This is a genomic window from Curtobacterium sp. MCLR17_040, from assembly GCF_003234735.1.
Taxonomy (GTDB): domain Bacteria; phylum Actinomycetota; class Actinomycetes; order Actinomycetales; family Microbacteriaceae; genus Curtobacterium; species Curtobacterium flaccumfaciens.
Window position 1 is genome coordinate 141,954 of record NZ_QKTE01000002.1, and the last position, 22,287, is coordinate 164,240.

General features: G+C 71.3%; 23 protein-coding genes. 11 read left to right on the forward strand and 12 right to left on the reverse strand.

The features are described from left to right. The first annotated feature begins 14 nt into the window (after positions 1–14). From DEJ01_RS02655 to DEJ01_RS02670, 4 genes are all read left to right on the forward strand, one after another. Entirely contained in the window at positions 15–968 is a 954-nt protein-coding gene (locus DEJ01_RS02655) for a carbohydrate ABC transporter permease (protein ID WP_111092136.1), read from the forward strand. Beyond that, positions 965–1,837, forward strand: coding sequence for a carbohydrate ABC transporter permease (locus DEJ01_RS02660; RefSeq protein WP_071404106.1), 873 nt, complete (start codon positions 965–967; stop codon positions 1,835–1,837). Before DEJ01_RS02655 ends, DEJ01_RS02660 begins: the two co-directional genes overlap by 4 nt. A gap of 53 nt (positions 1,838–1,890) precedes the next feature. Then, a complete protein-coding gene (locus DEJ01_RS02665) occupies positions 1,891–3,168 on the forward strand; it encodes a family 1 glycosylhydrolase (RefSeq protein WP_111092137.1) in 1,278 nt (425 codons plus the stop codon). A gap of 86 nt (positions 3,169–3,254) precedes the next feature. After that, positions 3,255–4,937 (forward strand): CBM35 domain-containing protein, encoded by a 1,683-nt coding sequence (locus DEJ01_RS02670; RefSeq protein WP_111092138.1) that lies wholly within the window; start codon positions 3,255–3,257, stop codon positions 4,935–4,937. Between the two features lie 93 nt (positions 4,938–5,030). Here DEJ01_RS02670 and DEJ01_RS02675 read toward each other — a convergent pair whose 3' ends face one another. Beyond that, a complete protein-coding gene (locus DEJ01_RS02675) occupies positions 5,031–5,426 on the reverse strand; it encodes a MerR family transcriptional regulator (protein WP_111092139.1) in 396 nt (131 codons plus the stop codon). Between the two features lie 94 nt (positions 5,427–5,520). Here DEJ01_RS02675 and DEJ01_RS02680 point away from each other — a divergent pair, with 94 nt between their 5' ends. Continuing rightward, complete coding sequence (locus tag DEJ01_RS02680; RefSeq protein WP_110865340.1) at positions 5,521–6,222, forward strand: SDR family oxidoreductase; 702 nt, start codon at positions 5,521–5,523, stop codon at positions 6,220–6,222. Between the two features lie 122 nt (positions 6,223–6,344). After that, the gene (locus DEJ01_RS02685) at positions 6,345–7,331 is read left to right on the forward strand and encodes a matrixin family metalloprotease (protein WP_111092140.1); all 987 of its coding nucleotides are present in this window, start codon (positions 6,345–6,347) and stop codon (positions 7,329–7,331) included. A gap of 148 nt (positions 7,332–7,479) precedes the next feature. On the opposite strand, the gene DEJ01_RS02690 is transcribed toward DEJ01_RS02685, so the two are convergent. Beyond that, positions 7,480–8,130, reverse strand: coding sequence for an NAD(P)H-binding protein (locus tag DEJ01_RS02690; protein ID WP_071404101.1), 651 nt, complete (start codon positions 8,128–8,130; stop codon positions 7,480–7,482). Positions 8,131–8,277: 147 nt separating this feature from the next. On the opposite strand from DEJ01_RS02690, the gene DEJ01_RS02695 reads away from it, so the two are divergent. Then, complete coding sequence (locus DEJ01_RS02695) at positions 8,278–8,763, forward strand: DUF4126 family protein (protein WP_163342984.1); 486 nt, start codon at positions 8,278–8,280, stop codon at positions 8,761–8,763. A 146-nt stretch (positions 8,764–8,909) separates the two neighbouring features. Beyond that, positions 8,910–9,881 carry an NAD(P)-dependent oxidoreductase gene (locus DEJ01_RS02700; protein ID WP_111092141.1) on the forward strand — a complete coding sequence of 324 codons (972 nt, stop codon included), beginning with the start codon at positions 8,910–8,912 and terminating at the stop codon, positions 9,879–9,881. Positions 9,882–9,890: 9 nt separating this feature from the next. Here DEJ01_RS02700 and DEJ01_RS02705 read toward each other — a convergent pair whose 3' ends face one another. The 4 genes from DEJ01_RS02705 to DEJ01_RS02720 are packed head-to-tail and all read right to left on the reverse strand — an operon-like array spanning position 9,891 to position 12,975. Continuing rightward, positions 9,891–11,084, reverse strand: a complete 1,194-nt coding sequence (locus tag DEJ01_RS02705; protein ID WP_111092142.1) for an MFS transporter — start codon at positions 11,082–11,084, stop codon at positions 9,891–9,893. Further along, entirely contained in the window at positions 11,081–11,779 is a 699-nt protein-coding gene (locus DEJ01_RS02710) for a carboxymuconolactone decarboxylase family protein (RefSeq protein WP_111092143.1), read from the reverse strand. Before DEJ01_RS02710 ends, DEJ01_RS02705 begins: the two co-directional genes overlap by 4 nt. A 60-nt stretch (positions 11,780–11,839) precedes the next feature. After that, complete coding sequence (locus tag DEJ01_RS02715; RefSeq protein WP_071404097.1) at positions 11,840–12,043, reverse strand: hypothetical protein; 204 nt, start codon at positions 12,041–12,043, stop codon at positions 11,840–11,842. Further along, entirely contained in the window at positions 12,040–12,975 is a 936-nt protein-coding gene (locus DEJ01_RS02720) for a helix-turn-helix transcriptional regulator (RefSeq protein ID WP_181438341.1), read from the reverse strand. Before DEJ01_RS02720 ends, DEJ01_RS02715 begins: the two co-directional genes overlap by 4 nt. Positions 12,976–13,060: 85 nt before the next feature. Between DEJ01_RS02720 and DEJ01_RS02725 the strand changes: the two genes are divergently transcribed. Next, a complete protein-coding gene (locus tag DEJ01_RS02725) occupies positions 13,061–13,945 on the forward strand; it encodes an aldo/keto reductase (RefSeq protein ID WP_111092145.1) in 885 nt (294 codons plus the stop codon). Between the two features lie 79 nt (positions 13,946–14,024). On the opposite strand, the gene DEJ01_RS02730 is transcribed toward DEJ01_RS02725, so the two are convergent. Together DEJ01_RS02730 and DEJ01_RS02735 are read right to left on the reverse strand one after the other, a co-directional pair. Next, positions 14,025–14,903 (reverse strand): helix-turn-helix transcriptional regulator, encoded by an 879-nt coding sequence (locus DEJ01_RS02730; RefSeq protein ID WP_111092146.1) that lies wholly within the window; start codon positions 14,901–14,903, stop codon positions 14,025–14,027. A gap of 55 nt (positions 14,904–14,958) precedes the next feature. Beyond that, the gene (locus DEJ01_RS02735) at positions 14,959–16,116 is read right to left on the reverse strand and encodes a sorbosone dehydrogenase family protein (protein WP_111092147.1); all 1,158 of its coding nucleotides are present in this window, start codon (positions 16,114–16,116) and stop codon (positions 14,959–14,961) included. A gap of 110 nt (positions 16,117–16,226) precedes the next feature. On the opposite strand from DEJ01_RS02735, the gene DEJ01_RS02740 reads away from it, so the two are divergent. After that, the gene (locus DEJ01_RS02740; protein WP_111092148.1) at positions 16,227–16,625 is read left to right on the forward strand and encodes a cupin domain-containing protein; all 399 of its coding nucleotides are present in this window, start codon (positions 16,227–16,229) and stop codon (positions 16,623–16,625) included. Next, positions 16,622–17,293, forward strand: coding sequence for an SDR family oxidoreductase (locus DEJ01_RS02745; protein ID WP_111092149.1), 672 nt, complete (start codon positions 16,622–16,624; stop codon positions 17,291–17,293). The genes DEJ01_RS02740 and DEJ01_RS02745 overlap by 4 nt, the downstream gene beginning before the upstream one ends. A gap of 112 nt (positions 17,294–17,405) precedes the next feature. Here DEJ01_RS02745 and DEJ01_RS02750 read toward each other — a convergent pair whose 3' ends face one another. The 4 genes from DEJ01_RS02750 to DEJ01_RS02765 all read right to left on the reverse strand — a co-directional run bounded on the left by DEJ01_RS02750 (position 17,406) and on the right by DEJ01_RS02765 (position 22,183). Continuing rightward, positions 17,406–17,849, reverse strand: coding sequence for a hypothetical protein (locus DEJ01_RS02750; protein ID WP_111092150.1), 444 nt, complete (start codon positions 17,847–17,849; stop codon positions 17,406–17,408). 199 nt (positions 17,850–18,048) lie between these two features. Then, positions 18,049–20,871, reverse strand: a complete 2,823-nt coding sequence (locus tag DEJ01_RS02755; protein ID WP_111092151.1) for an ABC transporter permease — start codon at positions 20,869–20,871, stop codon at positions 18,049–18,051. Continuing rightward, the gene (locus DEJ01_RS02760) at positions 20,868–21,596 is read right to left on the reverse strand and encodes an ABC transporter ATP-binding protein (protein WP_071404089.1); all 729 of its coding nucleotides are present in this window, start codon (positions 21,594–21,596) and stop codon (positions 20,868–20,870) included. The genes DEJ01_RS02755 and DEJ01_RS02760 overlap by 4 nt, the downstream gene beginning before the upstream one ends. Beyond that, complete coding sequence (locus DEJ01_RS02765; RefSeq protein ID WP_220035290.1) at positions 21,593–22,183, reverse strand: PadR family transcriptional regulator; 591 nt, start codon at positions 22,181–22,183, stop codon at positions 21,593–21,595. The genes DEJ01_RS02760 and DEJ01_RS02765 overlap by 4 nt, the downstream gene beginning before the upstream one ends. Between the last annotated feature and the right edge of the window lie 104 nt (positions 22,184–22,287).

Below are 22,287 nucleotides of genomic sequence, written 5' to 3' on the forward strand. Positions count from 1 at the left end.
CTCGGAGGACCCTCGTGACCACGCAGCAACTCGGCCGACACCGTCGGTACCGACCACCGGGCCAGCTCGGCGGACGATCGCCCCTGAACGGCACGTTCCGCCGCCGCGCCACCATCGTCGGGTTCCTCGCACCCGCGATCGTCATCCTCGGGGCGTTCGTGCTCTGGCCGATGCTCTCGGCGCTCCAGCTGTCGTTCACCGACGCCAGCGGGTTCGGCGACCCGTCGTTCATCGGCTTCGCGAACTACGTCCGGGTCTTCACCGACCCCGACGTCCTGCGGTCCATCGGCAACACCGCGCTCTACTCGGTGCTCTTCACCCCCGTCGCGATCGTCGTCGCCCTGGTGCTCGCCCTCGTGCTGAACCACCCGGCCCTGCCGTTCCGCGGGTTCTTCCGGTCGGCGTTGTTCCTGCCGTTCATCGTGTCCCTGGCCGTCGCCGCGTTCGCGTGGTCGTACCTGCTCGACCCGCAGATCGGCCTGCTGAACCACTGGCTGCAGCTCGTCGGCATCCGGCTCGGCAACGTGCTGCAGGACCCGACGCTCGCGATGCCCACCGTGGTGCTCGTGGCCGTGTGGAAGAACTTCGGCTTCTACATGGTGATCTTCCTGGCCGGGCTGCAGGAGATCCCCACGAGCCTGTACGAGGCAGCGCAGCTCGACGGCGCGAACGGCCGCCAGCGGTTCGCGAACGTCACCTTCCCGATGCTGAGCAACACGATGGCGTTCGTCGTGATCGTCGCCCTCATCGCCGCGCTGCAGGCGTTCGACCAGATCTACGTCCTGACCGGCGGTGGTCCGTACCGGTCGACCGAGACGATCGTCATGCAGATCTACCAGTCCGGCTTCAAGGACCTCGACCTCGGGTTCGCGAGCGCCCTGGCGTACGTGCTCCTCATCGCGACCCTGCTGCTCAGCCTCGTGCAGTTCCTGTTCTTCGGGAAGCGCGGAGAGGACACCGCATCATGACCGCGCTCCCCCGTCCCGCCACCGTCGTCCGACGCAGCACCGTGGCCCGTCGACAGCCGTCGATGCGGTGGCTCGGCTTCGCAGCCGTGGCCGTCGTGACCCTGGCGGTGCTGCTCCCCGTGCTCGTGATCGTGTTCACCGCGTTCAAGCCGGCGAGCGAGGTCAACGCCTACCCGCCGACGCTGTTCCCGCACACCTGGACGCTCGACAACTTCCGGGCGATCTTCACACAGCTGCCGTTCGGGCGGCTCATCCTGAACAGCTTCGCCTTCGCCGGCGGTGTGACGGTGTTCGCGCTGGCGTTCGACGCGCTCGCCGCCTACGCCCTGGCACGGCTCGACTTCCGGGGCAGCAAGGTGCTGCTCATCGTGATCGTCGCCAGCCTGATGATCCCGTTCCAGGCGACGCTCATCCCGATCTACCAACTGGTGTCCGACCTCGGGTGGGTGAACACGTTCGCGGGGCTGATCGCGCCGCGGGCGGCCGACGCCTTCGGGATCTTCTTCCTGCGGCAGTTCTTCGTGTCGCTCCCCCGCGACCTGGACAACGCGGCGCGGATCGACGGGGCCTCGGAGTGGCGGATCTTCCGGAGCGTCGTCCTGCCGAACGCCGTCCCCGCCCTGCTCACCCTCGGCATCTTCACCTTCGTCAACAACTGGAACGACCTGCTCTGGCCGCTGGTGTTCACCACCGACCAGGACATGGGGACCATCACGTCCGGCCTCACCCTGCTGACCGGCCCCGGCGGGATCATCCCGCAGGGCGTGATGATGGCCGGCGCCCTGATCGCCGTGCTGCCCCTCGCCGTCATGTTCCTGCTCGTGCAACGCCGCTTCATCGAGAGCGTCGCCAGCACCGGGCTCAAGTGACGACGACACCGCACGAGCCCGGAGCGGCCGTGCCCACCACGAAACGAGACACCATGCACTGGTCCGACGACGGCAGGCTGCACTTCGCCCTGGGCATCGAGGACACCTTCGTCCCGCAGGCCCGACCGGGTGAACGGCCCATCGACGAGTACGAGCTGACCGACCACTACCGGCAGTACGCCGCTGACCTCGGGCTGGCGGTCGACGTCGGCGCCGAGCTCCTGCGCTGGGGCGTCCCCTGGTACCGGGTCGCCCCCGAGCCCGGCGTCTGGGACTGGTCGTGGGTGGACGGCGTCATGGCGCGGTTCCGCGAGACCGGCCTGCGGCCCGTGGTCGACCTGCTGCACTACGGCACGCCGCTCTGGCTCGACGGGCAGTTCGCCCACCCCGACTACCCGGCGCACGTCACCGAGTACGCCGCCCGGTTCGCCGCGCGGTACGGCGATGTCGCCACCGACTACACGCCCGTCAACGAGCCCGTCATCCACGCCCTGTTCTCGGGTGAGTACGGGTACTGGCCCCCGTACCTGACCGGCGCCGAGGGGTCGGCCCGGATCGCGTCCGCCCTGGCCAAGGGGTTCGTCTCGACGCAGCACGCGATCACCCGCGAACTCGGAGACGCCGCCACCTTCGTGCACGTGGACGCCGGCATCCGGTACGTGGGCGACGTCGACGCCCCGGAACACCGCGACACGGTCGCCCGCCTGCGCGCCCAGACGTTCCTGGTCGAGGACCTGGTCACCGGTGGCGTCGACGACGCGCACCCCCTGGTCGGTCGGCTGCGCTCCGGGGGTGTCACCGACGCCGACCTCGACTGGTTCCGGCAGCACGCGGTCCGGCCCGACGTGATGGGCGTCAACTACTACCCGCTGCACTCCACCGAGGTCTTCGAGACGGGGGTGCACCACGGCGGCGGGTTCGCCGACCCGCGGCCCTACGAGGACACCGGCGTCGAGGGGCTCCGCGACGTGCTCACCACCTACGCCGAGCGCTACGGCGCCCCGGTCATGCTCACGGAGACGTGCGTCACCGGTTCGGTCGAGGAGCGCATCGGCTGGCTGGACGCGTCGGTCACGGCCGTGCGGGAGCTCCGCGACGAGGGCGTGCCGGTCGTCGGCTACACCTGGTGGCCGCTGTTCGACATGTACGAGTGGACCTGGCGGCACACGGACGCCCCACGCCAGGAGCACCTGCTCACGATGGGCCTCTTCGACCTCGTCGAGGACGGCGCGGGCGGCCTCGACCGTCGCCGCAACCCGGTCGCCGACGCGTTCGCTGCGCACACGCGACAGGAACGGGCCGTGGCAGCGGCCCTGTCGGCGACCACCTGAGGGTCTGGAGGCGCGGGGCGGGTCGGTCCCGCGCCTCCAGTCCGCCTCCGCGCACCACCACCGCACCACCAACCGAACGGAGCACCATGTCCCTCCGCCTCGGCGCCGCTCCGGCGCCTCGTCGACGCCGAGCGCTCGCGCTCGTCGTCACCGCTGCTGCCGCCGCGGCAGCCCTCGTCGCCGGTGTCACCGGCCCCCTCCCCGCCCAGGCGGTCACGACCGGCAACGGAGCCCTCGTGTACTCGCCGGCAGCGGGTTCCTCGTTCAACCCCGAGGGCGGCCGCGCTGCCGGCACCACCTACGCGAAGAACATCGTCCTGAAGAACAGCGGGTCGGCCAACGGCCAGCAGTTCGTCACCTTCGACCAGCTCGTGCTCGAGAACGGCGTGCAGGTCTACCCGATCTACCGGAGCACGGACAACGGCACCTCGTGGAGCCGCGTCGCCACGGTCAAGCCGAGCACGCAGTTCCCGACGCTCACCCGCACCGCGCAGCCCTCGCTGTACGAGACCCCGGTCCAGCTCGGCACGATGCCGGCCGGCACGCTGTTGCTGAGCGGCATGATCATGCCCACCGACCGCTCGAGCAGCCGACTGGTCATGTACAAGAGCCTCGACCACGGGCTGACCTGGTCCTTCGTGAGCACCGTCGACACCGGCGGCCCGGCCACCTACGACCCGAGCCCGAGCTCGACGACCTCGACGGTGTGGGAGCCGTCCGTCGCCGTCGACGCGAACGGCGGGCTGGTCACCTACTTCTCGGACGAGCGGCAGAAGGCGAACAACGTCCTGCAGGCCGTCAGCTACCGGCGCTCCACGGACGGCGGCCTGACCTGGGGTCCCCTGGTCAACGTGTCCGCACCGACCAACAAGAGCGACCGTCCGGGCATGATCACGGTGACGAGGATCCCGAACGGCAACTACGTGGCGACGTTCGAGGTCGTGAACCGGCCGAGCCAGACGAACAACACGGCGCCGGTGTACTTCAAGACCTCACCGGACGGTCTGAACTGGAGCCCCGAGACGAGCATCGGCACCAAGATCGCGCTGCCGGACGGCCGTGGGGTCGGGTCGTCGCCCGAGGTGCGCTGGGTGCCGACCGCCGGCAACGCCAACGGCATGATCGTCGTCTCGTCCAAGTGGTCCCTCGACAGCGCGGGCAACATCGACGGCGGCCAGAACTTCGTCGTGAACCGCAACCAGGGCACGGGCTCGTGGGAGCAGCTGCCGTACGCGGTGACGTACGACGCGCGGGATGCCGAGGGCGGGACGTTCAGCGGCTTCGCCCAGGGCTTCGACTCGAGCGCCGACGGCAAGACGCTGTACCAGGCGACGAACGTCGAGAACCTCACCACCACGTACAACGACGTGCGGGTCGGGTCGATCCCGATCAACGCGCAGCGGTACGAGGCCGAGTCCGCGGTCCGGAACGACACGAGCACGGTCACGCAGGCCGACGCGGTGGGCGGCGCGAAGGTCGGCAACATCAACAACGCGACGAGTTCCGTGCAGTTCACGGTGCAGGCCGCGACCGCGGGGACGTACACGGTGAACGTCCGGTACGACAACGGCACGGGTGCGACGAGCACCCACGCGCTCGCGGTCAACGGCACCTCGGCCGGTTCGGTCAGCTACGCGCCGACCGTCAACTGGGGCCGGTTCGGATGGGCGCAGAAGACGGTCACGCTGAAGGCCGGCGCGAACACGCTCACCTTCACCAAGGGGACCGGGTTCGCCGAGCTGGACCAGATCCAGGTGTTCCAGCCCTGACGCCGCACCTGCGGCCCTGGTCGTGACCAGGATGCGGACGGGAGGCCCGTGGCGGACCCGCCACGGGCCTCCCGTCCGTCCCGGTGCCGCGTCTCAGGCCGCGACCGGCTCCGCAGGCCGGTCACGCAGTGCCGGGCAGTGCTCGGCGGTGGGGTGCTCGGTGATCTCGATGACCTGGTCGAGCCGACCCCGGACCGCCTCGAGCTCGGCCAGCTGCGCAGTGATCCGGTCCCGCTCGGCGATGAGGAGCGCGAACGACTCCGGCGTCGACTCCCCACGGTCGACGCAGGGCAGCAGCTGCACGATCGTGCGGCTCGCGAGCCCGGCGGCGAACAGCTGCTGCACGAGCTGGACCCGCTCGACGGCTGCGTCCGTGTAGATCCGCTGCCCGCTCGCGGTGCGCGACGCGGTGAGCAGCCCCTGCTCCTCGTAGTACCGCAGCGAGCGGACGCTGACGCCGGTCTCGGCCGCGAGGTCACCGATGCGCATGGTGCTCCGATCCGGACTTGCCCCTGACATGGATGTGAGGTCTTAGCGTAGCCGAGCCGCTGCGGGAGACACCCGCGCGGCAGGAGGAGACACCATGGACATCGCTGGATCGGTCGCACTCGTCACCGGCTCGAACCGCGGCATCGGACGCCGCTTCGCCCTGGAGCTGCTGGAGCGCGGAGCGTCGAAGGTCTACGCGACCGCACGCCGCCCCGAACTCGTCGACGTCGAGGGCGTCGTCGCGCTGCCCCTCGACATCACCGACCAGGCCTCGGTCGACGCGGTGGCCGCCGCCGCGGGCGACGTGACGCTGCTCGTGAACAACGCCGGCATCTCGACGCAGGGCTCCCTGGTGACCGACGACCTGACCATCGTCCGGAAGGCCATGGACACGCACTTCTGGGGCAGCCTGTCGATGATCCGCGCCTTCGCACCGGTGATCGAGCGGAACGGCGGCGGCGCGATCGTCAACGTGCTGTCGGCCCTGTCGTGGTTCGCGGCGCCCGGCGCGGGTGGCTACGCCGCGGCGAAGGCGGCCGAGTGGAACATGACGAACGCCGTCCGCCTGGAGCTCGCCGACCGGGGCATCAGCGTGCAGGGACTCCACCTCGGTGCGGCCGACACCGACATGATGGGCGACTACGACGGCCCGAAGACGGACCCGACGGACGTGGCCCGTGCGGCACTCGACGGTGTGGAGCGTGGCGTGGCCGAGGTGCTCGTCGACGACTGGAGCCGGATGGTGAAGGCGTCGCTCGCCGATGCACCGGAGCGCTTCTACGCGCAGATGGCCTGAGCCGCCGCCCCTGACTGGGGGCGTGTCCCCGCAGCGCAGTCCTGGACCCGCTGCGTGGTCATCGGCGAGCATGGACCCCGATCAGGAGCGGGGGGCACGTCGCCTGCCGCTGGAAGGGAACCATGCGTCCTGTCAGGAACGCGCTCAGCACCGGGGCGATCGTCGCGATCCTCGCCGGTCTCACCATCACCGCAGCACCCGCCCAGGCGGCGACCCCGGGGGCCGGCGCGAGCTGCGCCCCCGGGACCCTGTCCGTGCAGACGCTCGAGAGCGGCTGCACGGCGACCTCCGGGACGGTCGTGACGCCGGACGGACGCACCTTCGCGCTCCCCGCGCCGGGTGAGAGCGTCATGGCGAGCAGCTCGGCCGCCCCCGGGGCGCCCGAGCTCGCCGACGTCCTCATCGCGAACAACGGCTCCGCCGGTGTCGCCGTCCGCGTCGACGAGGCCTGGACCGGTTCGGCCCCCGCCGTCCAGCAGGAGCGTGCGCAGAGCCAGGCCGCGACGGCACAGGCCGCCCCCGCCGCGACGACCGCTGCGACCACGAAGTGCACGAGCACGGCGTACAAGGCGTCCGGCTACACCTGGCCGAGCACGGTCAAGTGGTACTACAACCAGACCGGGCAGAAGTCGTCGTACGCCAAGGACGCCCTGCGCAAGGCGGCGAACACCTGGAACGGCACGATCTCGGCGTGTGACCGGACCGTCACGTCGACGGCGAAGAACGACTACCTGCGTCTCGCGACCCAGAAGCCCAACCTCACCGACCAGGGCGGCTGCTCGCGGAACAACGGCTACAACGTGATGGGCTGGGGCAAGCTCCCGACCGGGACCCTCGGTGTCACGTGCGTCTGGTTCGACGGCAACGGCAACGCCCGCGAGGCCGACCAGCGCTACGCCACCGGCTTCAAGTGGAGCTCGACGGCCACCTGCTCGGGCGCGCGCTTCGACACCCAGGTCGTCGCCACGCACGAGTGGGGCCACCTGTACGGCCTCGACCACGTCGCCACCGGCACCGGCCAGGTCATGGAGCCGTCCGGCGGCTACTGCGAGCTCGACGGCCGCACGCTCGGCCGTGGCGACATGACGGGGATCTCGACGCTCTACTGAGCTCGACGCTCTGCAGGGACACGGACGGGGTCGTGGCGGAGAACCGCCGCGACCCCGTTGGTCTGCGCGTTGGTCGGTCTGACTGGCTCAGTCAGTCCGTGTCGGCGCGGTCGGCCCGGTCAGGCCGCGTCGGCGCAGTCGGTCTCGGTCAGACCGCGTCGGCGCGGAGGAACTCCGCCACCGGCGTCGACCCGGTGTTGAACCGGAACGTGTTGCCGGCCGTGCCGGGGTTCTCGACCACGTCGGCGACCACGTGCGCCACGTCACCGCGCGGCACCTGGGTCGACGAGCCGTCCCAGTCGACGGAGCCGGTCGGCTCGTCGTCGGTCAGGGTGCTCGGGGCGACGATCGTCCACTGCAGCCCCGAGTCGCGGAGCACGGCGTCGGCGATCATCTTCGACTGCGCGTACGCGAAGAAGTCCTGGTCCTGCGGGACGCCGTGGTCGAGCTGCGAGCCCGAGAACGACACCATCACGTAGCGGTCGACGCCGGCCTGCTTCGCCCCCTGGATCGACAGCACCGCAGCGTCGCGGTCGATCGCCCAGGTCCGGTCGACGGACCCGCCACCGGCACCGGCCGACCACACCACGGCGTCGTGCCCGCGGACGAGTTCGGCGAAGTCGTTCAGGGACTGCTGCTGGATGTCCGCGACGAGCGGTTCGCCGCCGTGGGCTCGGATCTCGTCGGACTGGTCGGCGTTCCGGATGACGGAGGTGACCGTGTGTCCGCGCTCGGACAGGATGCGGGTGGCGAGGAGTGCGACCTTGCCGTGGCCGCCGAAGACGATGACGTTGCTCATGGGCAGGACGCTACTCGGGGCGGCTCCGTGCCCGGGGAACGCCCGACGTCCGCTCGGCGTCCGCCCGACGTCCGCCTGTCGCCCGCGATGCTCGGAACACCCGAGGTCACCGTGCGTACCGTCGGGGGCAACACGACAGGAGTCACGATGAGCAAGCAGCACGAGCAGCACACCCTGGTCCGCACCCTGGTCCTCGGCATCATGAGCGGCGGCCGGAGCGCCACCCCGCTCGCCGTCCTCGCACTGAACCACGACCGGTCCTCGCTGAAGGGTTCGTGGCAGCAGTGGAAGGTCTTCAGCACCCCGGTCGGCCGCGGGCTGCTCGTGGCCTCCGCCATCGGTGAGCTCATCGGCGACAAGCTGCCGAAGACCCCGAACCGCATCGCCCCCTCGGCGCTGCTCGGACGTGTCGCGTCCGGTGCCCTCGCCGGTGCTGCCCTCGGCACCACGGGCAAGCGTGACCTGCGCATCGAGGGCGCGATCCTCGGTGGCGTCGGTGCCCTCGTCGGCAGCTTCGTCGGCTGGGGTGCGCGCAAGGCCCTCGGGGGCGCGGGCCTGCCCGACCCCGTCGTCGCGCTCGCCGAGGACGCCGCGACCATCGCCGGCTCCGTGAAGGTCATCACCGCCGACTGAGCGTGCCGCTCGTGCGCGGCGAGGGCCGCGCTCGCGGGCGCCGCGCTCGCCGCGGGCGCGTTTCTTGAGCAGGAACGGTCGGGTCGCACCGCCGCACCCGACCATTCCTGCTCACGATGCGCACGCCTCGGCCTACGGTGGCCCCCATGCACATCGTCGTCATCGGAGCCACCGGCCACATCGGCTCGTTCCTCGTCCCCCGTCTCGTCCGCTCGGGTCACCGGGTCGTCGCCGTCACCCGCGGCACGAGCACCCCGTACGCCGACGCCCCGGAGTGGCAGCAGGTCGAGCGGATCACCGCCGACCGCGAGCAGGAGGACCGCGACGGCACCTTCGGCAGCCGCATCGCCGCACTCGGTGCCGACGCCGTCGTCGACCTCGTCTGCTTCACCGAGTCCTCGGCCGCAGCGCTGGTCGACGCGCTCCGCGGTACCGGTACGCACTTGGTGCACTGCGGCTCCATCTGGCGCGCCGGCGTCTCGCACGTGCTGCCGATCACCGAGCAGAACGCGACCCCGCCGTTCGGTGACTACGGCGTCCAGAAGGACGCAATCGCCCGGATGCTCAAGGAAGAAACCGCATCAGGCGGTTTGGTCACGACGTCGCTGCACCCCGGTCACATCAGCGGTCCGGGCTGGACGCCGATCGGTCCGCTCGGCAACCTCGACACGGCGGTGCTGACGAAGCTGTCCGCCGGCGAACCGCTCGAGGTCCCCGGTCTCGGTGCCGAGACGATGGCTCACGTACACGCCGACGACGTCGCGCAGGCGTTCCAGCTCGCGGTCGAGCACCGCGATGCGGCGGCTGGCGAGGACTTCTTCGTCACGGCTCCGACGGCGCTTACCGCGCGCGGGTACGCCCACCTGGCAGCGTCGTGGTTCGGCCAGGAGGCCCGGCTCGACCCCGTCACGTGGGACCGGTTCCGCGAGACCACGGCTCCGGAGCACGCTGACGCCAGCTGGGAGCACCTGTCCCGCAGCCAGGTCTTCAGCACCGAGAAGGCGAGTCGTCTGCTCGGCTACGCACCGGCGTTCACCGCCGAGGAGACCGTGCTGGACGCCGTGCGCTGGCTCGTCGACCACGGTGAGCTCGAGGTCGCGAACCCCCTGCTCCGCTGAGCCCCGTGATCAGGCCCGCTCCGGCTCGACCACGAGCCCACGGTTCCGGTGCACGACCCAGACCGTCGCGGCGAATCCGGCCAGCACCGCGGCGCCGATCGTGACCGCCGTCCAGCCCCCGGCGTTCCACAGCACCGACGCCAGCGCGGAGCCGATCGCGCCACCGATGAAGTTCGAGGTGACGAACGCCGTGTTGAGCCGGCTCCGCGCGGCCGGGTCCACCGAGAAGAGCCGGGTCTGGTTGAGCACGTTCGCGGCCTGCACGGCGACGTCGAGCAGCAGCACGGCGAGCAGCACCACGACGATCGAGTGCGCACCGATCCCGGCGACGACCAGGGAGACGAGCAGGAGCACGATCGCTCCCCCGGTGACGGGTACCGACAGTCCCCGGTCGTGCAGCCGCCCGACCCGCTGCGCCGCCACGGCACCCGCGAGCCCCACCAGGCCGACCAACCCGATGCTGCTGGTGGAGAAGTCGTAGGGGTCGGTGCTCAGCAGGAACGTCAGCGCGGTCCAGAACATCGTGAACACGGCGAACACCGACGAGCTGATCACGAGCGTGACCTGCACGGTTCGGTGGGTCCGGACGGCACGGAACACCGACAGGATGAGCTGCGGGTACGCCACCTTGGTGCGGGTTCCGAGCTCCGGGATGGCGCGCCGCAGCAGCAGGGCGAGGACCACCGCGACGACGGCGGCGAGCACGTAGATCGCACGCCACCCGAACGCGTCCGCGACCAGGCCGCTGATCGTCCGCGACACCAGGATGCCGGTGAGCACCCCGGACGCGATCGTGCCGACCACGCGTCCGCGCTGCGCAGGGTCGGCGAGGTCCCCGGCCAGCGGGATGAGGAGCTGCCCGGCGACCGTGGTCAGCCCGACCAGTGCCAGGGCGACCAGGAGCGTCGCGAAGGTCGGAGCGATCGCGGCGAGCAGCAGCGCGACGGCGGAGGCGACGAGCACCCAGGGGATGAGGCGCCGGCGATCGAGGACGTCCCCGAGCGGCACGACGAGCAGGATGCCGAGGGCGTAGCCGACCTGGGTCAGCGTGACGAGCAGCCCGGCGAGCGACGCCGAGGTGCCGAGCGACGATGCGATGTCGTCGAGCAGTGGCTGCGACCAGTACAGGTTGCCGACCGCTGCTCCCCCGGCGACGGCGAACAGCAGGGTCCGGCCCGTCGACATCGAGTGGTCGGTGGTCATGCTGCGGGTGCTCCCTCGTTCACGGCGGCCAGGGCGTTCAACGTGCGCGGGTAGCCGATGAGCGGGACGAGCACGGTCAGGACGTCCAGCATCTGCTGGCGGGTGTTCCCGACGTTCAGGTTGCCGGCCACGTGCCCCTGCACCTGGGCGTCGGCCCCGCCGAGCGCCGCGAGCAGCGCGAAGGTCAGGAGTTCACGGGTGGGCAGCGACAGCCCGTCCCGGCCGACGGTGTCCCCGAAGCAGTTGCCGGACAGGAACCGCTGGAAGTGCACGGCGTCCGCGGGAGCGTTCTCGTACATCGCGTCGACGCGGTCCGCACCGACGACGGAGCCCTGCACCGCTCGGCCGCGCTCGAGTCGGTCCGCCGGGGTCGTCGTCGACTGCCCGGGCAACGGCAGGGTGACCCCGCGGGCGACCAGTACGGCGTTGGTGATCGTCAGGAAGTCGCCGACGCGTGCGGAACCGACGTAGGCCACGGCCTGGTAGACGATCTCCTTCGCCTCGGTGGGCGAGAGCGGGCCGTCGAGGGCCTCGTCCAGCAGATCGCGGAACGCCGTCGGCGCCCCGGCCGCGATCGTCGCACCGAGCTGGACGACCACGCGGTCGTGCTCGCTGAGTGATGCGTTCCGCAGGGTCTCGTCCACGAAGTCGGCGTGGTACCGGGCGAACTCGGGGTCGGTGTCGGCGAAGGTCATGTCCTCGACGCTAGGGCCGACCGCAGGGCCGTGACAGGTGCTGTCCTCCCCCCTCAGCCGTCACCGTCGCCGGAACAGCTCCCCCAGGTGCCACGGGCCGGGCGCGAGCCGCACCGCTGCCTCGGCTCGGACCCGCTCCTCGAGTTCACGGTCGCGGGTGAGCTCGTGGATCTCCTGCTCGGCACGCCACCGGAACCGCAGTCGGCCGAGGAACCCGGTCGGCGGAGCCGGGACGACGGTCTCGACGGACTCGGTCTCGTTCACGCGTCCTCCCCGGCAGCAGCAGCACCAGCGACGGAAGCAGCACCGGCGACGGAAGCGGTCGACGCAGCCGCCGCACCCGTCGCACCGGTCGCGCTCGTCGCCGCGAGGTTCGCCAGCAGCTGCAGCCGTTCCTCGGACGCCGACCCGGGCTCGGTGCCGTACACGACCATGGTCAGCCCCGAGTCCGTGACGAGCTCCATCGTCTCGTAGCTCATGTCGATGTCGCCCACGTCCGGGTGGTGCACGCGCTTCACACCGCTCCGGTGCCGCATCACGTCGTGTGCGGCCCAGCGCCGCCGGAACTCGTCACTGCGGGTGGAGAGCTCCCCGATCAGGTCGGTCAGTCCCTTGTCGTACGGCGAGCGGGCCGCCTCGGCGCGCAGGGCGGCGACCACGTCGCCGGCGACCGAGTCCCAGTCTCGCCAGAACTGCTGACCGCGCGGGTCGAGGAACGCGAAACGCCCGGTGTTCGGGGTGCCGGAGGGCGACAGGAACAGCGGCGAGTACACAGCTCGGGCGAGCGCGTTGCCGGCGAGGAAGTCGAACCGGCCGTTGCGGACCCAGGCCGGGGCGCTGATCGAGTCGAGCACCCGCTGCACGTTCGGCCGGACCTTCGACGTCGGGATCGTCCGGCGTGAGGCACCCGAAGCGTTCTGCAGACGGGCCAGGTCGAACAGGTGCGCGTGCTCGGCATCGTCGAGAAGGAGCGCGCGGGACAACGACTCGAGGACGCTCTCGGAGACCCCGGTCAGGTTTCCGCGCTCGAGGCGGACGTAGTAGTCGACGCTCATCCCCGCGACGAGTGCGAGCTCTTCGCGCCGCAGTCCCTTGACGCGGCGGACCCCACCGAAGTCGGGCAGACCGACCTGCTGCGGCGTGACGCGCTCGCGGCGTGTGCGGAGGAAGTCGCGCACTTCGCTTCTGGTGTCCATGCGTCCACGGTACGGCCGGCCGGGTGCCGGAAGCAGGGGTTGCTGGTACCCGTCAGCAGGGGGTCGGCGGCGTAGCGTCGTCGGCATGGAGACAGTCACCCTGAACAACGGACTCGAGATCCCCGCCATCGGTTTCGGCGTGTTCCAGAGCGCCCCGGAGGAGACCGTGGACGCCGTCCGCACGGCGCTGGAGACCGGGTACCGCCACATCGACACCGCCGCCGCGTACGGCAACGAGCGCGAGGTCGGCGAGGGCATCCGCGCCTCGGGCGTCGACCGCGACGACATCGTGGTCGAGACCAAGATCTGGGTCTCGGACTACGGCTTCGACGAGACCCTGCACGCCTTCGACAAGGCCACCGGCAAGCTAGCCTTCGACACGATCGACGTGCTGATCCTGCACCAGCCCGCTCCCGACCGCTTCGAGCAGACCGTGCAGGCGTACCGGGCCCTCGAGCGCCTGTACGCCGACGGCCGGGTCCGCGCGATCGGTGTGAGCAACTTCATGCCCCACCACCTGCGCTCCTTGCTCGAGCAGTCCGACGTCATCCCGGCGCTCAACCAGGTCGAACTGCACCCGTACTTCACCCAGCCGGACGTCCAGCGCGCCGACGCCGAGCACGGCATCCTCGACCAGGCGTGGTCCCCCATCGGTGGCATCACGTTCTACCCCGGCTGGGGCGACGAGCGGGTCAGCGTGATGGACGACCCGACGATCCGGTCGATCGCCGAGGCGCACGGCAAGACGCCGGCGCAGGTGATGCTCCGCTGGCACGTGCAGCAGGGGCGGAACGCGATCCCGAAGTCGACGAACCCCGGTCGCATCGCCGAGAACTTCGCCGTCTTCGACTTCGCGCTGACGGACGACGAGCTCGCGCGGCTCGACGCCCTGGACACCGGCCGTCGCAACGGCCCGGACCCGGACGGGACGGACACGAGCCGGTTCGACCGGGCGATCCCGGAGGTCTGACGCAACCACGGGCGGCCTGGAGGCGCGGTGCGGGCCCGCCCCGTCCCTCCCGGCAGATGCGGTGGTCGCGACCACCGCGTCAGGCGAGCTGGCGCGCCCGCTCCGCGATGCCCTCGGTCGCCGCCCACGAGGCCAGCACCCGCAGGGCGTCGGCCGTCGGGCTGCCCGGCGTCGCCGGGTAGATCGTGAGCGAGAGCCCCGGGTCCTCGGCGAGTTCGAGCGTCTGGAAGTGCAGTTCGAGCGGCCCCACGACGCTGTGTCGGAACGACTTCACGCCGGCGTAGTGGCGGCGGACGTCGTGCGCTGCCCAGAGCTCGCGGAAGTCGTCGCTCCGCATCGACAGCTCGCCGATCAGCGCGGCGAGGTCCTTGTCGTTCGGCGTCCGGCCCGCTTCGCGGCGCAGGATCGCGACGTTCGTGTGCGCGGCCCGCGGCCAGTCCTGGTAGAAGTTCCGCGCCTGCGGGTCGAGGAAGATGAAGCGCGAGAAGTTCATCGGCCGTGCCGGTGCCGCGACCAGGTCCGAGTGCATCGCGAAGCCGAGCGCGTTCGCGGCGACGATGTCCTGCCGGTTGTTGATGATCATCGCCGGGGCGTCCGTGACGACGTCGAGCAGGTACTGCAGCTCGGGTCGGACGGCAGCGACGGGCACGACACGACCGGCGCGACGCGGGGTCTCGTTCTGGTGCTGCGACAGGTCGCGCAGGTGCTCCTGCTCGGCGGGGTCGAGCTGCAGGGCCCGGCCGATGGCGTCGAGCACGCTGTCCGAGACCCCCTGCAGGTTCCCGCGCTCGAGCCGCGTGTAGTAGTCGATGCTGACGCCGGCCAGGCGTGCGACCTCTTCGCGACGCAGCCCGGTGACGCGGCGCCGTGTGCCGAAGGTCTCGACGCCGGCCTGCTCGGGGGTGATGCGGGCGCGACGGCTGGAGAGGAAGTCGCGCGCTTCGTCGCGGTGGTTCATGCCGTCACGGTACTTCGCCCCGTCCGGCGCGAGCGAGGGGCTGCGGGAACCCCTTTCACGTGCGCGTGAACGGGACGGAGACGATCCGGTCGTCCCCGCTCGACGGCGTCCCGCGGCCGTCGGTGTTGTTCGTGACGAACCAGAGCGTGTCCGACGGGCCCTCGAGCACAGTGCGGATGCGGCCGAAGTCACCCGCGAAGTACTCGGTCGCAGTGCCGGCGTCGTCGGCGGGGACCGCCCGGAGCACCTCGCCCCGCAGGTTCGCGACGAACACCGTGTCGTCGACGACGGCGAGGCCACTCGGGGACGCCTCGTCGGTGGACCACTGCTGCACGGGGTCGACGAACCCCTGGTCCTCGCCGCCGGTGCCCTCGACCTCGGGCCAACCGTAGTTCGACCCGGGCTCGATCACGTTGAGCTCGTCGTGGGTGTTCTCGCCGAACTCCGACGCGAACATCGTGCCGTCCGACGACCACCCCATGCCCTGCACGTTGCGGTGCCCGAGGCTCCACACCGGCGACCCGTCGATCGGGTTGTCGGCGGGGACGTCGCCGTCCGGGGTGAGCCGCAGGATCTTGCCCGCGAGTGACTCCTCGTCCTGTGCGTCCGTGCTCGCGCCGGCGTCCCCGACGCTCGCGTAGAGCATGTCGTCGGGCCCGAACGCGATCCGCCCGCCGTCGTGGAACGTGTTCTTCGGCAGCCCGTCGATGATCGTCGTCGCCTCGCCGAGCCCCCACGACCCGGTGCTCCCCGTCAGCTCGTACCGCTGGATCCGGTTGCCGTCGTCGGCCGTGGAGTAGACGAACAGGTCGTCGTCGTGCAGCGCGAGCCCGAGCAGTCCGCCCTCGCCGCCGTGGCTGACACCGTCGACCGTGCCGACCTGACGGGTGTTGCCGTCGGACCGCAGCTCGAGCACCCGGGCCGAGTCGCGCTCGCTGACCAGCGCGTCGCCGTCGTCACCCGTCAGGACCACCGACCAGGGGGCCTCCAGGCCGGTGACCACGTCGGTGGTGTCACCGTCGAGTGCCACCTGCCCCGCCGACAGGTCGGCGGGCGCGGTCGCGCGCGCCGACGGCGAGCCGCCTCGGTCGGATCCGTCCCGCTCTGCTCCGTCGCCGCTCGTGCAGGCGGTGAGGGCCAGCGCCGCGACGGCGGCGAGGCCGGCCACCGACCAGAGGCGGCGGCTGCGGGGCGTTCCGGCGGGTGTGTCCACGATGATCCTCCCGGGGTCGTGGGTCGATCACACACGCTGCGTTCGGGAAACCCCTGAGGGGGTCTGTCGGCACCTCCCGACGGTGCGCACGGCGGCCTACCGTCGTCGGCATGCAGATCGAACCGAAGCAGCCGACCGCCAAGAACCCGCCCGAGCAGTTCACCGGCGACGTGTACCTCGACGCCATCGCCTCGCCGAAGGAGCCCGGTCAGACGATGACCGTCGCCAAGGTCCGGTTCCTGCCCGGCGCCCGCACCGCCTGGCACTCGCACGCCAAGGGGCAGACCCTGCACGTCACCGAGGGCGTCGCGCGGATGGGCACCCGGGACGGCCGCGTCATCGAGGTGCAGGCTGGACAGACCGTCTACACGCCCGCCGGCGAGGAACACTGGCACGGCGCGACCCCCACCGACTACATGGAACACCTCGCGATGCTCGAGGCCGCCGCCGACCCGGCGACGACCACCACCTGGCTCGAGCACGTGAGCGACGAGGAGTACACCGCATGACCACCATCGCCATCGTCGGGGCCGGCAAGGGCCTCGGCCTCGCCGTCGCCGAGCGCTTCGCCCGTGAGGGCTTCGCCGTCGCCCTGATCTCCCGCAACCAGGACCGGCTGGACGGCCTCGCCGCGGAGCTGCGTGAGCGCGGCCACACCGCAGCCGGGTTCGCCGCGAACGTCCGTGACGGGGACTCCCTGCGCACCGCGCTCGAGCGCGCCACGGAGCAGCTCGGCCCCATCGAGGTGCTGCAGTACAGCCCGCTCCCCGCCAAGGAGTACATGCGCCCCGTGCTCGAGACCACGGCGGACGACCTGGTCGGCCCGATCGAGTTCTCGGTCCACGGCTCGGTCAACGCCGTCCGCCAGGTGCTGCCCGGCATGCGCGCGATCGGCCACGGCACGATCCTGTTCGTGAACGGCGGCAGCGCGGTCCGACCGGGCGCCCGCGTCACCGGCACGTCCGTCGCCTTCGCCGCCGAGAGCGCCTACGCGCAGCTGCTGCACGACGCCGTGCGCGACGAGGACGTCCACGTCGGCCAGCTCATCATCCCGTTCGGCATCGACGACGGGCAGCCCGAGCACTCCGGGGAGTCCATCGCCGACCGTCTGTGGGCGATCCACACGGAGCGCGGCGACTTCCGCACCTACGCGGAGGCGCTGCCCGAGCTCCCGTGAGTGGCATCGAGTGAGCAGAACGCGACGAGTCCGAAAACCCGACCCGTCGCCTTCTGCTCACTCCATGACGGACTGGAGGCCCGTGGCGATGCCGCCACGGGCCTCCCGTCCGTCACTCCGGCAAGTGCACCTTCGCGAGATCCATCGACGCCGCTCGCCAGGACCGCGCGCGGGCGGTGCTCATCACCGCGACGTGCGGTTCTGCCCATTCGGTGATCGCCGGCCCGCGCATCAGTCGACCGGTGTGCGCGATCACGGCTCGGAGTGCGGCCTCGGTCAGCTCGGCCGCGAACGCCTCGCCCCCGGGCACCCCCGCGAGTTCGGTGAGGTAGGCATCCCCGAATCGTTCCGCCGCCGCCGCGCGCAGATAGGGGCTGTCGAGGCGCTCGTACCAGCGCCGGACGAACGCGTCGTACGGAGCCATGTCCACAGCGAAGCCGCCCGAGGCGAAGAGGAGGTCGGCGACCCGGTCGGGAGTCAGCCCCTGAGCTTCGGCGACCGCGGCTTCGATCGCTCCGGCATCGACGAGCCGTGCAATCTCGCTCATCTCACCCATCCGTTGCTGATGTGGCCACTCAAGGACGTCCGCACTGTGATCGTTCGGTTGTTGTGACGCCAAACGTAGTCAATGTGCTTCCGAGTCTTCGTTGCCGGTCACTTCGTGAGCAGAAGACGTCGAGTCCGAGCAGCCGACTCGACATCTTCTGCTCACCAAGCGAAGCCTCACGCAGCGCGCGGCTCAGGCAGCGCGCGCATCAGTGCGCCCGTCGCACCGCCACCCGCCGCCGACCCCGCGAGGTCAGCCACGCCCCGGCCGTCACCACGAGGGGCAGGCCGATCGCGAGCAGGGCCAGCACCGGCCAGTCCGGCATGAACGGCATGTGGTTCACCCCGACCGGGCTCTCGGTGAACCGCAGGGTCAGGGCGCGGATCGGCAGGAGTCCGAGGAGTGTCCCGATCACCGAGCCGACCGTGGCCAGGATCGCCGCCTGCCAAGTCGACACCCCTCGGCGCAGGCGCGGTGCGGCACCGATGGCGTCGAGCACCTCGTCGTCCCGCCGGCCGTCGGACCGTGCGAGTCCGATCGCCACCGCCGTCGCACCGATCGTGACGGCCGCGGCCAGTGCGAGCACGATCGCCCGGATGATCGCCTCGTTGTCGGTGGGGCCGGCTTCGTACATGAACGACGGGCCGCTCCACCGGGCACGGTCGTCGCCGCCGAAGCTCTGCCACGCCGAGCTCAGCTCGTCCGCCTGGGCCGGGTCGAGGTCGTGGGGCAGCGTCGTGACGAGCATGCCGTCGACCACGGGCACGCCGTACCGTTCGGCGGTCGCCTTCGTCATGAAGACGCCGACCTGGATCCGCGGGGTCTGCACGTCGAGCACGGCGGGGATCGAGACGCTGGCCGCCGGTCGGCTCCGCTCGGTGATGGGGTCGCTCTCCCACGTCCGGTCGTGGAAGGTGTCGACGCGGACCGCACCGTCGTGGGCGTACTCGGGCCAGAGCGACACGGCCTCGCCGCCCTCGAGCGCGTCCCGCACGGCGGCGGACGGCCGGTGCCCGGTGAGCACGGCGTAGTCGTCCACGGTCCCGGTCCAGATGTGCGGGCTCGACACGCTCGCCGTGTCCAGGTAGTACGAGCAGCTCCTGGTGTCGTTCACCGGGCAGTCGTACGCGCTCCAGCGGTGCGGGATCGTGACGGTCGAGGGGGTGTCGCCCGGCTGCTCCTGCGCGACACCGAGCACCCGGATGCGGTCCTGGTCGAAGACCCCGGACACCACCTTCGCGGCGTGGGCCGTCAGTTCTGCGTCGTGGCGACCGGTACTGCCGCCGTCCTTCGTCTCGGTCTGCACCTCGGCCGTCGCCACCCCGACCGCCGTGGAGTACTCGTACCCACGGACGTACTGGGCGTGGCTCGACGCGCTCCACGTGATCACGACGGAGGCCACGAACACGACGCTCATCACGCTCGCCAGCACCGGCACCGTGCGGACCGGGTTGCGGCGGGCGTCGCGGGCGGCGAGCCGGGCGGACAGACCGGCCCGCGAGGTGAGCCGGGTGATCAGGGCGAGCAGCCACGGTGAGCAGATGGCGATGCCGAGCTGCATCAGGCACGGCCCGATCGCGACGCCGACACCGACGACGTAGGCCCACCGGTCGTGCTGCACAGGGCGGTCGTTGAGCATGAGGACGCCGACGCCGCACGCCATCGTCATCACGGCTCCGAGGACCATGAGCAGTGGGCCCCAGATGCGCCGACGACGGCGGGCCGGACGGCTGACGGGCACCGGACGGAGCGAGCCCCGCAGCGCCGCGAGCACGTTGATCCGGGTCGCCGACCGTGCGGCGACGAGCGCGGAGACGAGTCCGGCGAGCACCCCGGCGGCCGCGATGGACAGCAGCAGGAGCGGCGGCACGTGCAACCCGGGGAACGACGCCACGTTGCCGTTGTCGATCAGTCGGTAGGCGAGCACACCGATCCCGGTGCCGGCGGCGACCCCGAGGACCGCGCCGACGAGCCCGAGCACCAGGCCCGACCCGGCGACGATCGTGCGGACGAACCGCTTGTCCCCGCCGACGCTCGTGACGATGGCGTACGAGCGGGTGTCCGCCCGGGTGCCGACCAGGAACGCGGCCCCGGCGAGCAGGGCGACCTCGAACATCGCGAAGACGCCGAGCAGTCCCATCGCCCCGAGGTACCAGCCGAGCGACGAACCCAGCTGCCCACCGGGGAGCCGGGCGTCGGGCGGGTCGAGCACGACCGGACGCGACTGCACGATGATGCCGTGCGCGTTGAGCTGCCGGATCTCCGACCACGTCGGGGCGTCCGACGGCAGGTACACGGTGACGTCGGTGAGCCCGACGTCATCGGTGGTGTCGGTCGTCGAGAGCGTCGTGCCCCAGGGCAGGAAGATGCCCTGCGAACCCGGGTCCGTCCCCAGGTCGGTCATGGTGCCGGTGATCGTGAAGCGCTTGGTGACCGGGTCGGTCAGGTCCACCGTGTCGCCGATGTGCGCCCCGAGGCGGTCGAGCGTCGCCGGCGTGACCATGAGCTCACTGCGCGTGGTCGGCCTGGAACCGTCGAGCACGTGCCAGTGGCCCTCGAGCGACGGGTCCCAGACGCTGCCCTCGACCGCGGTCAGGCCGACGGGACCCTTCGGCCCCTGGACCACGACGGGTGTGCCGCCGACCGGGATCGACAGGGCGCCGTCGGGCACGTGGGCCAGGACGTTCGTGAACGGTGAGTCCTCGTCCGACTTCGTGACGGGGCTGTTCCGCTTCGAGTCCGTGGACTGCCACTGGACGGGGTCCTGCACCATGCCGGGCAGGTCCGGGCCGGACACCCGCATCTGCGCCGATGCCTGGCCGAGGTCGTAGTCGAGCCGCTCGGTTGCGGTGGCCTGTGTGGACTGCACGACGACGGCGACGGCGGCGAACCCGGCGGTGGGGATGCCGATGAGCGCGATGATCAGTGCCGCACGGCCCGCCTTCGCGAACGCCAGTCGACGCCCCAGACGGAGCGCCGGTCTCAGGGCGAACGGCGTCCGGCCGGTCCCGGCACGCCGACCCCGGCTCACGAGGCGGTCCGGTCCGTCAGCGCGGCCTCGACGCCCGAGTACACGGTCTCGTCGACCACCCGACCGTCGCGCAGGAACACGATCCGGTCCGCCCAGGCCGCGTGCCGGGCGTCGTGGGTCACCAGGAGGGCGCCGGCTCCGGCGTCGACGTGCCGACGGAGCATGCGGAGCACGACCTCGCCGGTCTGCGAGTCGAGGGCTCCGGTCGGTTCGTCGGCGAGCACGAGCCGGCGCTCGCCCACCACGCCGCGGGCGATCGCGACGCGCTGCTGCTGGCCGCCGGACAGGTCGTCCGGGTAGGCGTCGGAGCGGTGCGACAGCTCGACGTTGTCCAGCGCGAGCTCCGCGGCGCGGCGGGCCTGCGAGGCCTTCCACCCGTCCAGCTCGAGCGGCAGTGCCACGTTCTCGACCGCGGTCAGCGAGGGGATCAGGTTGAAGTCCTGGAACACGAACCCGATGAGTCGGCGGCGCAACGCTGCGAGCTCCTTGGCGGGACGGTCGGACACGAAGGCGCCGTCGATCAGCACCTCACCGCTCGTCGGCGGCAGCAGGGTGCCGGCGCAGGCGAGCAGCGTCGACTTGCCCGACCCCGAGGTGCCCATCACGGCCACCATCTCGCCGCGCTCGACCCGCAGGTCGATGCCGGCCAGGGCGGTGACGGCCTTCGCGCCGGAGCCGTAGTGCACGCTCACGGCATCGAGCTGCAGGAGCGGTGCGGCGGTCACCGTGCGCTCCGGGCAGCCGCAGCCGCAGCGGCAGCGGCAGCGTCGGCACTGGCAGGCGCCGCCGGGTGCTCGTCCGGCCGGTACCGCGCGACACTCGACTCCACGTGGTCGAGCCAGCGCACCTCGGCCTCGGCCTGGAACACCATCGACTCGAGCACGAGCGACCACGCCAGGTCGGTCGACGGGTCGGTCGTGCGCTTCAGCCGCGTCAGGTCCTGCAGGTTCCGGATCGCGGCACCGCGCTGCACCTGCACCAGCCGGGCGACGTCGACCCCGGGCACGGTCACGGCGAGGGCGAACTTGATCGCCAGCTCGTCGCGGCCGCGCTTGGCCGGCACGGGCTCGCTGAACCAGCGCGCCACCTCCGCACGACCCGCGTCGGTCGCCGTGTAGACGACGTGTCCGTCGTCGTCGGCGTCGCCGCGGGCCACCAGGCCGTCGCGTTCCAGGCGGTCCAGGGTCGTGTAGACCTGGCCGATGTTCAGCGGCCAGCTCCCGCCGGTGCGGTGCTCGAACTCCCCCCGGAGCTGGTACCCGTAGCCGGGTCCCCCCACCAGCAGCGCGAGTACGCCCATCCGAACGCTCATGACACTTCCCCTGTCTCGGGCCACCGTGGCCATACTGAGTATGCACATACCCGGTATGCGTGCGCAAGCACGGATCTGGACGGGGCGGGAAAACGGACAGGAGG